Genomic DNA, 13,625 nt, shown 5'->3' on the forward strand with positions numbered 1-13,625 from the left:
GATGAAGCGCGGTCGGCGAAGCTGCTGATCTCCCCCCAAGTGGGGGAGATGTCCGGCAGGACAGAGGGGGGCGCTGTCCCGCCAGCGTCAGAAAGGATTGCACGGCAATGAGCGAAGACCTTCCCATCCTCTCTCCCGCCGAAGCGCGTGTGCTCGGCTGCCTGATCGAGAAGAAGGAATTGACGCCGGACGTCTATCCGCTGACGCTCAATGCAGCGCTTGCCGCCGCCAACCAGAAGACGGCGCGCGAGCCGGTGATGGCGCTGGAACAGACCGAGGTGCATCGGGCCCTGAAGCTGCTTGAGCAGAAGGGGCTGGTGCGGCAGATGTTCGGTTCGCGCGTGGAGCGCTATGAGCATCAGATGGCGCAGCGATTCTCGCTGACCACGCCGCAGACCGCCCTGGTCGGGCTGCTTCTGTTGCGCGGGCCGCAGACCGCATATGAGCTGTTGGCGCGAAGCGAGCGCATGGCGCGGTTTTCGTCGATCGAGGATCTGCGCGGTGAACTCGACATGCTGATCGGCCGCCGGCCGGCGCTCGTTCAGGAGATACCGCGCGGGCCAGGCCAGCGCGAGGACCGCTATGTGCATCTGCTGGGCGGGCCGGTGGATGTGGCGGCCGTCGCAGCGGCGCCATGGCAGCCGCCAGCGTCATCGGGCTCCGATCTTGAGGCCCGGGTGCTGGCGCTTGAAGAGGAGGTGGCGGCGCTGCGTGCCAAGGTCGAGGCACTGGGCGGGTAGTAGTGCCTTAATGCAGTAGTCTCGCATCCGGGCCGAAGTCGGGGCTGCCCCTCATTGCCCTGCCGGGCATTTCTCCCCGTAAACGGGGAGAAAGAGGCTGGCCGCGACTTTGGCGCCAGTCTCGCAGCGTTGGAGATTGGCGAAACCATCGGTGACAGCGCCCCTCTCCCCGTCACTATACGGGGAGGGGACGCCGGCAGGCAGGTGAGGGGCAGCACCCAGCGTCTGTAATAATGAGCAGCGCCGGCAGACCGACGTCTGCAGTCTTCTCACCCCAGCTTCGCGTCGAGCGAAACCTTGATGGCGCCGAGCGCCTTCGAGACCGGGCATTCGGCCTTGGCCTTCTCGGCCAGCTCATTGAACTTTGCCGCGTCGATGCCCGGCACCTTGCCGACGACGGTGAGAGCGCTGCCGGTGATGCCGGTGCCGGGCACCAGCGTCACCACCGCCTTGGCGTCGAGTTCGGTGGCGGGCGTGCCATTCTCGGCGAGGAAGTGCGAGAACTGCATGGCGTAGCAGCCGGCGTGCGCGGCGGCGATGAGCTCCTCCGGGTTGGTGCCGGATTTGCCGCTCTCGTCCTCGAAGCGCGCCTTGAACGAATAGGGCGTGCCTTTCAGCGCCCCGCTCTGGGAGTCGAGCGTGCCCTTGCCTTCCTTCAGATTGCCATTCCAGACGGCGTTCGCGGTGCGGTCCATGAAATCCTCCTTGATCGTCGGGGTTGCGCCGGCAGAGCGCCGGCGTTCCCCAGGACTATAGCGCGGGCACGCGCGAAGGCCACCGCGCTCTTCGAGCGGTGGCGTCCAAAATTCTTTCTCAAAAAAAGCGCGCGCAAAAATGTCGACTTCCATCGGACTCGACCGTCCTACGGGCGGCCACGGATTTCGCGGCCGGATGGAGGCTCACATGGACGGTTTGTTTTTCGCGCTGTGGAAATGCCCTGAGCACAAGGCCCGGCGACAGGAAGACTATTGGCTCGATCCGCCGCCCTCCGGCTTCGGCCGGCTGCTGGCGGCGGTCGCCATCATCGGCATCGCGGCATGCCTTCTCGATCATGCGGCGGCGTTCGGAGGCGCGGCTGACACCATCATCACCGCATCCTATGGTCCATCACAACACGGGAGATCGGAATGAGATATGTCTGCCTGGTCTATGGCGAGGAACAGAGCCTTTATGCGTTGACCCCGGAAGGATCGGCCAAGCTAGACGCCGATTCGCTGGCCTATGACAGATCGTTGGACCAACAAGGCAAGCTGATCATCGCGCAGGCGCTGCAATCGGTGAAGACGTCGAAGAGTGTGCGGCGGCGCAACGGGAAAAGACTGGTCACCGACGGCCCGTTCGCCGAGACCAAGGAGCAGTTGCTCGGCTTCGTCATGATCGAGGCCGAGAGCCTCGACGAGGCGCTGGAGATCGCCGGCGACATTCCGCTGGCCGAACTCGGCACCGTCGAGGTCAGGGCGATCTACGACATACCCGGGTCATAGCTGGTCGCCGCCGGCTCATGCAGGTCGGCGGATCATATCCGCCGCCTTCTCGGCGATCATCACCACGGGCGAGGCGGTGTTGCCGGAGACGATGCGCGGCATGATCGAGGCGTCGATGACGCGCAGACCCTCGACACCGGTCACGCACAGGTCGGGACTGACGACGGCGCGATCGTCGACGCCCATTCGGCAGGTGCCGACCGGATGAAAGATCGTCGTCGCGATCGAGCCGATCTGGTGCAGCAGGTCGTCGTCGGACTGGTGGGCGGGACCGGGCAGGATTTCCTCCGGATGGAAGTCGGCAAGCGCCTTGGCGGTCATGATCATGCGCGCCTGGCGCACCGAGCTCAGCGCGATCTCGCGGTCGCGCACCGTCGAGAGATAGTTCAGCCGGATTTCCGGCTGTACGGCCAATTCAGGTGTCGTGGCATGTACGGAGCCGACGCTGTCGGGCCGCAGATTGCAGACCGACATGGTGATCGCCGGGAACGGGTGCAGCGGGTCGCCCAGCCGGTCCGTCGACAAAGGCTGGACGTGGTATTCCAGGTCCGGCGTCGCCATCGACGGATCGGATTTGCTGAACATGCCGAACTGGCTTGGCGCCATCGACATCGGCCCCGACCGGGCAAAGGCATATTGCAGCGCGATCCGCGCCTTGCCGCTCAGGCTGTTGGCAAGGGTGTTGAGCGTCAGCGCCGACGACACTTTGTAGACCGTGCGGATCTGCAGGTGGTCCTGCAGGTTCTCACCGACATCCGGGCTGGCGTGAACCAGATCGATCCCGAGTGAGGCGAGGCGATCCGGCTGGCCGACACCGGAAAGCTCCAGCAGTTTCGGCGTGTTGATCGCGCCGGCCGTCAGCAACACTTCTCGCCTGGCGCTGGCCTGGCGTGCCTCGCCGCCGGCGAGGTAGCCGACCCCCGTAGCCCGCTTGCCCTCGAACAGCACCTTCTCGACATGCGCCTTGGCGACCAGCCGCAGGTTGGGCCGCCGCAGCGCCGGGCGCAGGAATGCCTTGGCGGTGTTCCAGCGTATACCCTTGCTCTGGTTCACTTCGAAGAAGCCGGAACCCTCATTGTCGCCGTCGTTGAAATCCTCGCGCGGCATAATGCCGAATTCCTTCGCCGCGTCCTGCACTGTGTTGAGGATCGGCCAGGACAGGCGCTGCCGCGCCACTTTCCATTCGCCGCCGGAACCATGCAGCCTGGTCTTGCCGCCATGATGGTCTTCGGATTTGAGGAAATAGGGCAGCACGTCGTCCCAGCCCCAACCGACATTGCCCATCTGCCGCCAGCCATCATAGTCCGCAGCCTGGCCACGCATGTAGATCATGCCATTGACCGATGTGCAGCCGCCCAGCACCTTGCCCCTGGGATAGACCAGCGAGCGGCCGTTCAGGCCGGCCTCCGGTGCCGTCTTCATCATCCAGTCGGTGCGCGGATTGCCGATGCAATAGAGATAGCCGACAGGAATGTGCACCCAGTGGTAATTGTCGCTGCCGCCGGCCTCGAGCAGCAGCACGCGCGTCGCCGGATCTTCGCTCAGGCGGTTGGCCAGCACGCAGCCGGCCGTACCCGCGCCGACGATGATGTAGTCGTAGTCGCCGTCCAGCCTTTGGGTCATTCTGCTGCTCTGCCTGGTCCTGCGGCCTGTTCGGTCCAGAACGATCGCAGCGTATCGGCGAGGCCGCAATAGGCGCGATAACGCCTGGCATAATGTCGCTGCATGGCCGGATCCGGGCGGTAGGCGGCGCGCGGCCGAGTCATGGCGTCGACGCCGGACTCATAGTCGGCGAACAGTCCGGCCCCCACGCCGGCGCCGATCGCCGCGCCAAGCGCGCCGGTCTCGCGGGCTTCAGGAACGGTGATCGGTACGCCGAGCCCGTCGGCGAAGATTTGCGGCCAATGTTCGCTGCGGGAGCCGCCGCCGGACAGCACCGCCTTGTCGAAGCTGACGCCGGCGTCTTTCAACACATCGATGTGGCGCCGGTGCTCGAACATGACGCCTTCGAACAGCGCGCGCAGCAGATGGCCTTCCCTATGCCAGCCGGCCAGGCCGTAGAAGCCGGCGCGGAACTCGGCGCCCTGGCCCGAGCCGTAGAGGAACGGGTGGAAGATCGGGTCGTCCCAGGCCGGCGTGACTTCGCCGACAGCTGCGTTGCAGTGGCCGAACGGATCGTCGTGGTGGCTGCCGCGCTCGACGAATTCGCGCACGTACCATTCAAGATTGGCGGCCGATGTCGCGCTGGATTCGATGTTGACGAAGCGGCCGGGGCCGAAACGCGCGACCATGAAAACATCGGGATCGACAACCGGCGCGGCGGAGAAGACCTGGTTGACCGACCAGGTGCCGGCAATGATCGAGGCTTCGCCGGGGCGCACGACGCCGGCCCCCATGGCGCTGGCGACAACGTCGAAATAGCCGGCGATGACCGGCGTGCCTTCTGCCAACCCGGTCTCATCGGCCGCCCTGGCGGTGACGGCGCCGGCAATGTCGGCGCTGTCGAGCAGCCGCGGCAGTTTTGCCTGCGCGTCCTCGATGCCGTAGAGCGCGAGAAGCTCGCCATCATAGACGCCTTCGGGCATGCGGACGAGGCCGCAGCCGGACATGTCGGAGACATCGCTCACCTGCTCTCCGGTGAGGCAAAAGGCGATGAAATCCTTGCACAGCATCGCCGTGCCGGTCGCGGCATAAAGGTCGGGTTCATGCTGCTTGACCCAGGCCAGCAAGGTTGGCGTCTGCGCCGGCCAGGGCTTTTGCAGGCAGATCGCGTGCAGTGCGCCGGCGTTGCGCGAAGCCAGTTCCGCCGCCATGCCGGCGGCGCGGGTGTCGAGCGACTGGATGCCGATCAGCGGGGCGCCGGCGCGGTCGATCAGATAGAGGCCGTTGCCATGGCCGGCGCAGCCGACAGCGGCGATCTGGCGTGCGTCGATACCAGCCTGCGCAATGCAGCGGCGGATGGCGTCGCGCGCAGCGGCCCACATATCGCCGAGGTCGCGTTCGACATAGCCGGGCTGCGGCGTGTGCGAGCGCCCGGCGACGGTGTGCATGGCGACCTGCCGCCCGGCGAGGTCGAACAGTACCGCCTTGATGATGGTGTTGCCGGCGTCGAGACCGAGCAGATATGCGGCCTGATCAGCCATTGTTGTAGATTTCCCAGGCCTCTTCGCCGCCGGCGTCCTTGTGGACCATCGCCATCAGCGCGTTGACCACCGCCTTCGGGTTGGCATGCTGATAGATGTTGCGGCCATAGACCAGCCCTTTGGCGCCTTGTCTGAGCAGGGCCGACGATTTTGCCAGCACGGTCCTAAGGTCGTCCTTGCCGCCGCCGCGCACCAGCACCGGCACGCGCGCCGCCTCGACGACGCGGTGGAAATCCTCAGGCCGGGCCGTCGGATCGGCCTTGATGATGTCGGCGCCCATTTCGGCGGCGAGCCGCACCAGGGTGACGATCTTCTCGGCGTCGCCGTCGACCTGATAGCCGCCGCGCACATCGTTGGGCAGCATCACCAGCGGTTCGATCATCAAGGGCATGCCGTATCTGTGGCAGGCAGCGCGGACCTTGCTGATGTTTTCGACGCATTGGCGAAACAGCTCCGGCTCGTCGGGAAGCATGAACAGGTTGACGACGACGCAGGCTGCGTCCAGCTCCAGCGCGCCGATGATCGGCTCGTCATGATTCTGCAGCATCGACCACATCACGCGGTGGCGCTGGGCGTTGTAAGGATTACCCATGTCGATGCGCATGACCAGCGCCGGCTTGTCCTTGTCCGGCCGCGATTGCAACAGATCGGCCTGCCCGTAGGCGAGTTGCAGCGCGTCCGGACCTACCGCGATCAGCGTGTCGATGACTCGCGGCATGTCCTCCAGGCCGACGAGAAAATCCGGTTCATTGCAGACGCCGTGATCGAGCGCCACGTCGAGGCAATTGCCGTTGGTGAACATCCGGTTCATGCGGGCCTTGGCGCTGACCTTCATTTTCTGCTCCTGAAATCGTGCGTTGGACGAGCATCTCCTGCGAGACGCCGTGATAGGTGTCGAGTTCGGCAACCAGGCCCTGCACCTCGCGGTCGCGATGCTCATCGCTCCAGCCGCGCTCGGCGGCCAGTGCGTCGGCGATGCGTTCGATGGATGCCATCGAGATGTCGCCGCAAATGGCAAGCGATGTGCGGCGCAGGATAAGGTCCGACAGACAGGTTACGAACTCATGCCGGGTCAGGTAGACGATTTCGGCTGCCGTCGTTTCGGTCCTGCTGTCCAGTCTGACATCGTCGGGACGCCCGCCGCAAAACAGGACGATGTCGCGCGCACCGCTGCCATAGCGGTCGACAAGATACGCGGCGCGGGCGCCGCCGATCGCGAACTCACCAGCCAGATCGGCCGCCAGCGACGCCGGGTCCCGGGGGAAGCCGAGGCCGCCGCCGATCGGCATGGTCAGCGTGCCGCAAAGGCGCTCGCGGCCAAGCTCGGCCAGCACTGCGTCGGCCGCCTGTTCGGCGAAGGCGCGGAAGGTCGTCCATTTGCCGCCGATCATGCAGAACTGCGGGATGTCGCCGGCAATGCGATGCACGGAATGGCCGCGCGAAATCCTGCCGGTGAAGGCATGGTCGCTCTTCGGCAGCGGCCGGATGCCGCTATAGGTGAACACGATGTCGGAGGCGTGAACCGGAATAGCCGGAAAGACCAGCCGTGCCGCCGCCAGTATGTAATCGGCTTCCGCCGGTTCGCAGCGCACGCGGCTGGCCTCGCTGACGCGAATATCGGTCGAACCGACCAGCACCTTGCCGAGATAGGGGAACATGATGCAGATCCGGCCGTCGGCGTTCTCGAAGAAAATCATGTGGCCGCCAAGTGCCTGGTAAAGCGGCTCGTTGTTGAGGATGAGGTGCGAGCCCTTGGTGCCCTCGACGAGCGGTGCCGCGGGCTTTCCGGATGCGTCGAGCCGGGCGATCGCCGAATCGAGCCATGCGCCCGTCGCGTTGACGATTGCCTTGGCGCTGACAGGGAAGCGCTCGTCGGTCGTCATGTCGGTAAGTTCGAAGGCCGAACCGGCGCGCGTGATATGGGCGCGGTTGAGCGCCAGGCTGTCGGGCGCCAGGCGTCCGGCATCGAGCAGCAGTTCGATGCCAAGCCGTTCCGGATAGCTGATCCAGGCGTCGTAGTAGGTGGCGGAAAACCGCAGTTTCGGGTCGAGCGCCGGCCATTGCGCGAATGTCGTCCTGGCGCCGCGGAAATTGTGGCGCGGCAGCACCCGGCGCTTGCGCGTCGTCCAGTCGTAGAGCGCGAGCCCCGCCTTGATCGCCAGTGCGCCGCGGCTGGAAGGCGCCTCAGAAAGCCCGAGAAGGCCTGCCGCCCCGTTCATCAGCCCTGAGAAGACGGTGCGGATCGGAATTACAGTCGGCAATGGCCGCACCATATGCGGCGCATTGGCCAGCAGCGCATCGCGTTCGCGCAACGATTCCTGCACCAGGCCGAACTCGCCATTCTCGAGATAGCGCAGACCGCCATGGATCATGCGCGAGGGGGCCGCACTGCAGCCCGAGCAGAAATCGTTGCGCTCGACCAGCAGCACCTTCAGGCCCTGCAGCGCCAGTTCGCGGAAAACGCCGATGCCGTTGATGCCGCCGCCCACGACGACGACATCGAACGCGCCGTTCTGGCGGATCTTGTCGAGGATGAGGCTTCTCTGGTCAGGCATGGCTTCGCCGTTCGGCCGTCTGGTGGACGGCAGCTCAACTTGGTTCGGGTTCACAGGTGGCGGTCAGGCGTCGAGATTTGTCAGATGGCGGCTGGCGGCCTCGCTGATCTGGCTGATCTCCTGTTCGGACAATCTGATGCGGCCGGCCCGCGCGTTTTCCCTGGCCTGCTGCGGGCTGCGGGCGCCGCAAAGCGAGAAGGTGATGCCCGGCTGCTGCAGCGTCCAGGCGATGACGATCTGCGCCTCGCTTGCGCCGTGCGTCTCGGCAATCGGCCGTATCTCTTCCATCAGCGCCGCGACCTTGCGGCGGTTGGCCAGCGAGAACCACGGATTGTCCTTGCGCTGGTCATCGCCGGTAAAGACGCGGTCCGGACCGATCTTGCCCGACAACAGGCCGAGCGCCAGCGAGGAGTAGCTGAGCACAGACACATTGTTGTCCGCGCAGAAAGGCAGAAGGTCGCGCTCCATGTCGCGCACCACCATGCTGTATTGCTGCTGGACCGCGTCGAGCTGGCCGGCCGCGAGATAGGCTTCGACATCCGCAATGCTGACATTGCTGGCGCCGATGGAGCGGATCTTGCCTTGGGTCTTGAGGCGATCGAGCGCTTCCATGGTCTCAGGGACCGGCGTCGTCGCATCCTGCCAATGGGTGATGTAGTGGTCGATGTGGTCGGTGCCGAGACGGCGCAGGCTCTGCTCCACTTCGTAGACCACGGAGTCGGCGCCGAGATAGCGATGCACCGGCGCGCCGTCATAGTCGAAGAAGTGGTTGCCCTTTTTTGCGTGCCAGATCAGTCCAAGCTTCGTGGCGAGCACGACCTTGCCGCGGCGTCCCTTGATCGCCTTGCCGACGATTTCCTCCGACAGCCCCTGGCCGTAGGCCGGCGCGGTGTCGATCAGCGAAACGCCTTCGTCGATCGAGGCGCGGATGGTGTCGATGGACTGCGCCTCGTCGGTGCCGCCCCACATCCAGCCGCCGATGGCCCAGGTGCCGAGGCCGATCGCGGAGGCGGCGATTCCCGACGCGCCAATGGTGCGCGTCAACATTTCAGGCGACATTGCGTATGCTCCCCGCATTGTTCAGGACCGCGTTGGCCGTTTCTTCGTCGACGACCAGAGACTTGAGATAATTGCCGCGCAGCGCGGCGCGGATCGGCCCGACTTTTTCGGCGCCGCTGGCGACGCCCATCACCGTCCGGCAGCGAGCGAGTTCCGAGGGCGCCAGCGCCACCAGGCGGTCGTTGGGCGGGTAATCGGCCAGCGTGCCGTCGTCGCGGATCAGATGCGCAAGGAACTCACCGACCGCGCCGCTGGCGGCCAGCTTGTCGCGGTCGGGGTCAAGACCTGGGCGAAGGTCGTAATAACTCGACCCGGGCGTCTGGATCGACCCGATGCCGACCAGCGCGATCGCGGCCTTGCGCGCCAGATCGAAGATCTCGCGCACCGACGCCATCTCCAGAAGCAGGTCGCGCTGCTCCCGGCTCTCGGCGAACAGCGGCGCATGCAAGAGCATGCTGGAGCCGCCGAGCCGCTCGGCGAGCCGCGTCGCCAGATGGTTGACGTCGGTATAGTGCTTGCCCTGGACGCCGCCGGTCAGCGGCACGACGGTGATGTCGAAAGCCCGCTCCGGCTGCAGGTTCTCGGCGAGGGCGCTGATCGCCTTGCCGCCGGTAATGGCGATGACGTCGCCGTCGCGCAAGGTCTCGAGCAACTGGTTGGCCGCCGCGCGCCCCACCTGCTGCAGCGTGCTTTCGGGACTGCCGGCCACGGTCGGCGTCACGATCGCACTTGCCAGGCGGGCAACCTCGATCAGCTGCTTTTCGATATCGACCAAGGCCTGGAACGGGCTCTCGACCGCGATCCTCAGCATGCCGAGCTTGCGCCCCTGGGCGATCAGCCGATTGACCTTGGACGCCGACAGGTTGAGCGCCGCCGCGATGTCGTTCTGCTTCATACCGTCGACGAAATGCAGCACCAGCACGGTGTGGATCTGCCGGATCGCCTCGAAATCTTCCCTGCTGTCCGCCATCTCAGCCCCGCCGCTTGTTGAAGTAATAATCGGCGGTGACCGCCGTCAGCAGAATGGACCCGCGGATGATGTCCTGCCAATAGACGGACACGTCGAGCAGAGCGAGCGAGCTTGAAACGACGGACAAAAGGACGGTGCCCAGGATGGCGCCGAGAATGGTGCCGATGCCGCCGGTCAGGCTTGCGCCGCCGATCACCGCGGCGGCGATGACGTTCAGCTCCATGCCGGCGCCGAATGTCGGCTGGGCCGAGCCGAAGCGGGCCATGTAGATGACGCCGGCAAAACCGCACAGTGTCGAGCAGAGCGTCGTGGTCAAGAACACGACCTTGTTGGTGCGGATGCCGGAATAGGCCGCCGCCTTCTCGTTGCTGCCGGTGTAGAAGACTTTGCGGAACATCGTCGTGCGGCGCAGCATGAAGTCGGACAGGATGACGAAGACAATGAAGATGATGATGACGACGGGAATGCCGCCGACCGCGCCCTGGCCGATGAACTTGAACTCAGGCGGCAGGGTGTAAAGCCCGAGCGGGCGGCCGCCGGTGCCGAGCAGGCAGAGCCCGCGTGCAATCACCATCACCCCCAGCGAGACGATGAAGTGGTGCAGCCCCACTCTGGTGACGAAGAATCCCATGAAGGCGCCGATGGCAGCGCAAGCCGCTATCGCCACCAGCGACGCCAGCCAGGGGTCCATGCCGCTGAGGAAAAGCAGACCGGCGACCACCATGGCGAGCGCGGTGACCGAGCCGACCGAAAGGTCGATGCCGCCGGAAATCAGCAGGATCGTCATGCCGACCACGACGATGCCTTCCACCGCGAAGGCCATCGCCATCGCCCGCATATTGTCCCAGGTCAGGAAATAGGGGGATGCGAACGACATGACGGCAAACAGCACGGCGATGATGAGGATCAGGCCGGTCTCACGCATCCTGATCAGGCCACCGAACCTTGCGCCGAGCCCTATCCTGGCAGCTTGCGTCGCGCTGTCCATACTGTCCCCCACGATGCTCATGCGGCGCTCCGTTGCCGGCCTTCATCGGCAAGCGATGCCAGGACCATGATGTTTTCCTCCGTCATCTCTGCCCCCGCGACTTCGCCGGTAATGCGTCCCTCGCGCACGATCAGCACCCGGTCGCAGATGCCGATCAGCTCCGGCAGCTCGGAGGAGATGACCACGATGCCGACGCCATCGCGCGCCAGCTTGCGCAGGATGCGATGAATTTCGGCCTTGGCGCCGACATCGACGCCGCGCGTCGGTTCGTCGAGGAAGATCACCTTCGGGTCGACCGACAGCATCTTGGCGATCGCTACCTTCTGCTGGTTGCCGCCCGACAGTGTCGAAACCGGCTGACCGACATGGCCGCATTTCAGCGACAGCTGCTTGCCGATCGTTTCCGCCCGATGCTTCTCGCGCCGCTCGTTGATGAGGCCGAAGCGCGTGGCGATCCGGTCGACCGCCAGCGCCGAAATGTTGGCGGCGATCGACATGTCGAGAAACAGCCCGTCGCCCTTGCGGTCTTCGGACAGGTAGACGATGCCCGCGGCGATGCTGTCGCCATAGTGTGTCAGCGACAGGCGCTCGCCGCGCAGGCTGACATCGCCGGTCACCTCACCTTCGAGCCGGCAGATGCCTTTGACGATCTCGCTGCGGCCGGCGCCGATCAGGCCGCCAATGCCCAGGATTTCGCCCTTGCGCAGCTGAAAGCTAATGTCGCGGAAGGCAGTCGCCTCGCAGAGGCCGACGATCTCGAGCAATATGTCTTCGGACCGTTCATCGTCGCGCAGCTTCTCGGGGTAGAGGCTGTCGATGACGCGGCCGACCATGGAGGCGACAACTTGTTCGGGAGTCGTCCCTGCTATGTCGAGCGTGGTGATGTAGCGGCCGTCGCGCAGCACCGTGACGCGGTCGCAATTGTCGAAGATCTCGGCCATGCGGTGCGAGATGTAGATGATGCCGATGCCTTCGCCGGCAAGCTGGTGAATGATCTCGAACAGTTTTTGGGCCTCGCGCTCGGTCAGCGCTGCCGTCGGTTCGTCGAAGATAAGGATGCGGCAATCGAGCGTCAGCGCCTTGGCGATCTCGACCATTTGCTGCTGGGAAATGGACAGATTGCGTACCATCGCGGTCGGATCGATGTGGCCAAGCCGCGCCAGGATCGCCGTCGCGCGCTTCTCGAGGTCGCGGTAGTTCATCAGCACCGCCTTGCTGGCGTTGGTGATCGACATGAAGATGTTCTCGGCCACCGAGATATCGGGGCACAGCGCGATCTCCTGGTGAACAAAGCCGATGCCAAGCTTCTGCGCCGCCAGCGGCGAGGAGATAGAGACGGAGCGGCCATCGACCTGGATGTCGCCGCTGTCCGGCGACAAGATGCCGTCGATCACCTTCATCAGCGTCGACTTGCCGGCGCCGTTCTCGCCGGCAATGGCGTGGATTTCACCGGCGCGCAGCTCGAATCCGACATCGCGCAAGGCACGGACAGGGCCGAACGATTTGCTGAGGCCGGATATTTTGAGGAGGACCGGGGTTTCCACTGAGGTTCTCGCCTGCTCAGGAATGGTTGAGGCAACCGCGCCGGACGGCGCGGTTGCCCGCGGGACGGATCAGCTTGGATCGCGGCCTTGCATGTATTTGTTCAGGTCGAACGAGTCGGCGTTCTCCTTGGTGATGACGGCGAAGCCGTTATCGGCGAAGGGGATGCTCATCGGGTTGTAGCCCGACGTCTTGTAGTCGTTGAACGGGTCGATCAGTTCCGGATGCGCCGCCATGAAGGTGGCGACGAAGCCGAGATAGCCCTGCATGCCCTGGTTCGGGCTCAGCGCCATGTGGATGTTGCCGGCCTTGATCTGCTCCAGCGTCGCCGGGGTGATGTCGGCATGCATGATCAGCACCTTGGCCTTGGCCTCGAGGACGGCGGCGACCGCGCCCTCGGCCGAGCCGGCTTCCGGAATCCACAGCGCCTTCAGGTTCGGATTGGCCTGCAGCATCGAGGCCACCGCCTTGTTGGCGACATTGGCGTCCTGGTTGGAGGCCTGGCGGCCGACCAGCTTCATCTTAGGATAGTTCTTGGCGAGATAGTCGATGAAGGCGGTGACGCGCAGGTCGTGGTTGCTCTGCCCCGGATTCTCCAGCACGCCGTATTCGGCGTCGTCGCCGACTTGCTTGACGATCTCCTCGGCGGCGAATTTGGCTTCCGCCAGATTGTCCGAGGTGATGTAGGACACGCGCTTGGATTTCGGCGAGTCGGCGGCGAAGGTGACGACGGTGGTGCCGTTCTCGACGGCGCGGTTGATCGGCTCGATGAACGGATCGGCCTGCATCGGGTGCAGCAGCACGCCGGCCGGCTTCTTGATCAGATCCTGTTCGAATGAGGCGATCTGCTTTGCGATGTCGTAGTCAGGCGTGCCCGAAAACACGGTCTTGCAGCCCATCGCCTGGGCGGCCTGCTTGAAGCCCTGATAGACCGGCACCCAATAGGGATGCGCGGAGACCATGACGTTCATCACATAGGTCTCGTCCGGCTTGCACTGAAACTTGCTCTCTGCCGACGCGGCGCCTGGCATCGCCAAGGTCAGCGTCATCATGGCGGCGCTCAATGCGCCCGCCAGCCCAATCCTGTTCATTCTCTCCTCCGGGTTCCCCGACGATGAAAAGCCTCGTCGTATCAGCTTTGCAA

Annotated in this window: 13 protein-coding genes; 3 read left to right on the forward strand and 10 right to left on the reverse strand. The window is 64.9% G+C overall.

Annotated features, from left to right (window positions below; translation table 11 throughout):
- Positions 1-107 precede the first annotated feature (107 nt).
- Positions 108-740, forward strand: coding sequence for a DUF480 domain-containing protein (locus tag EN781_RS09035; protein WP_126057485.1), 633 nt, complete (start codon positions 108-110; stop codon positions 738-740).
- Positions 741-1,009: 269 nt separating this feature from the next.
- Here the strand turns inward: EN781_RS09035 and EN781_RS09045 are convergent, their stop codons facing one another.
- A complete protein-coding gene (locus EN781_RS09045) occupies positions 1,010-1,435 on the reverse strand; it encodes an OsmC family protein (RefSeq protein WP_126057486.1) in 426 nt (141 codons plus the stop codon).
- A 139-nt stretch (positions 1,436-1,574) separates the two neighbouring features.
- Here EN781_RS09045 and EN781_RS09050 point away from each other — a divergent pair, with 139 nt between their 5' ends.
- Both EN781_RS09050 and EN781_RS09055 read left to right on the forward strand, forming a co-directional pair.
- Positions 1,575-1,871, forward strand: a complete 297-nt coding sequence (locus tag EN781_RS09050) for a hypothetical protein (protein WP_245455303.1) — start codon at positions 1,575-1,577, stop codon at positions 1,869-1,871.
- The gene (locus EN781_RS09055; RefSeq protein ID WP_126057487.1) at positions 1,868-2,224 is read left to right on the forward strand and encodes a YciI family protein; all 357 of its coding nucleotides are present in this window, start codon (positions 1,868-1,870) and stop codon (positions 2,222-2,224) included. The genes EN781_RS09050 and EN781_RS09055 overlap by 4 nt, the downstream gene beginning before the upstream one ends.
- A gap of 15 nt (positions 2,225-2,239) precedes the next feature.
- Here EN781_RS09055 and EN781_RS09060 read toward each other — a convergent pair whose 3' ends face one another.
- The 9 genes from EN781_RS09060 to EN781_RS09100 all read right to left on the reverse strand — a co-directional run bounded on the left by EN781_RS09060 (position 2,240) and on the right by EN781_RS09100 (position 13,533).
- Positions 2,240-3,847, reverse strand: a complete 1,608-nt coding sequence (locus EN781_RS09060; protein ID WP_126057488.1) for a GMC family oxidoreductase N-terminal domain-containing protein — start codon at positions 3,845-3,847, stop codon at positions 2,240-2,242.
- Positions 3,844-5,367: an FGGY-family carbohydrate kinase gene (locus EN781_RS09065; RefSeq protein WP_126057489.1), complete on the reverse strand. Its 1,524-nt coding sequence runs from the start codon at positions 5,365-5,367 to the stop codon at positions 3,844-3,846. Before EN781_RS09065 ends, EN781_RS09060 begins: the two co-directional genes overlap by 4 nt.
- Positions 5,360-6,202 (reverse strand): class I fructose-bisphosphate aldolase, encoded by an 843-nt coding sequence (locus tag EN781_RS09070; protein WP_126057490.1) that lies wholly within the window; start codon positions 6,200-6,202, stop codon positions 5,360-5,362. The genes EN781_RS09065 and EN781_RS09070 overlap by 8 nt, the downstream gene beginning before the upstream one ends.
- Positions 6,114-7,922: a glycerol-3-phosphate dehydrogenase/oxidase gene (locus tag EN781_RS09075; protein WP_126057491.1), complete on the reverse strand. Its 1,809-nt coding sequence runs from the start codon at positions 7,920-7,922 to the stop codon at positions 6,114-6,116. Before EN781_RS09075 ends, EN781_RS09070 begins: the two co-directional genes overlap by 89 nt.
- 63 nt (positions 7,923-7,985) lie before the next feature.
- Entirely contained in the window at positions 7,986-8,981 is a 996-nt protein-coding gene (locus EN781_RS09080; protein ID WP_126057492.1) for an aldo/keto reductase, read from the reverse strand.
- The gene (locus EN781_RS09085) at positions 8,971-9,951 is read right to left on the reverse strand and encodes a sugar-binding transcriptional regulator (RefSeq protein WP_126057493.1); all 981 of its coding nucleotides are present in this window, start codon (positions 9,949-9,951) and stop codon (positions 8,971-8,973) included. Before EN781_RS09085 ends, EN781_RS09080 begins: the two co-directional genes overlap by 11 nt.
- 1 nt (position 9,952) lies before the next feature.
- Positions 9,953-10,939, reverse strand: coding sequence for an ABC transporter permease (locus EN781_RS09090; RefSeq protein ID WP_126057494.1), 987 nt, complete (start codon positions 10,937-10,939; stop codon positions 9,953-9,955).
- Positions 10,940-10,956: 17 nt separating this feature from the next.
- Positions 10,957-12,483, reverse strand: coding sequence for a sugar ABC transporter ATP-binding protein (locus EN781_RS09095; protein WP_126057495.1), 1,527 nt, complete (start codon positions 12,481-12,483; stop codon positions 10,957-10,959).
- Between the two features lie 69 nt (positions 12,484-12,552).
- Positions 12,553-13,533, reverse strand: a complete 981-nt coding sequence (locus EN781_RS09100) for a substrate-binding domain-containing protein (RefSeq protein WP_245455752.1) — start codon at positions 13,531-13,533, stop codon at positions 12,553-12,555.
- Between the last annotated feature and the right edge of the window lie 92 nt (positions 13,534-13,625).

This window comes from Mesorhizobium sp. M4A.F.Ca.ET.090.04.2.1 (assembly GCF_003999085.1).
Lineage (GTDB): Bacteria > Pseudomonadota > Alphaproteobacteria > Rhizobiales > Rhizobiaceae > Mesorhizobium.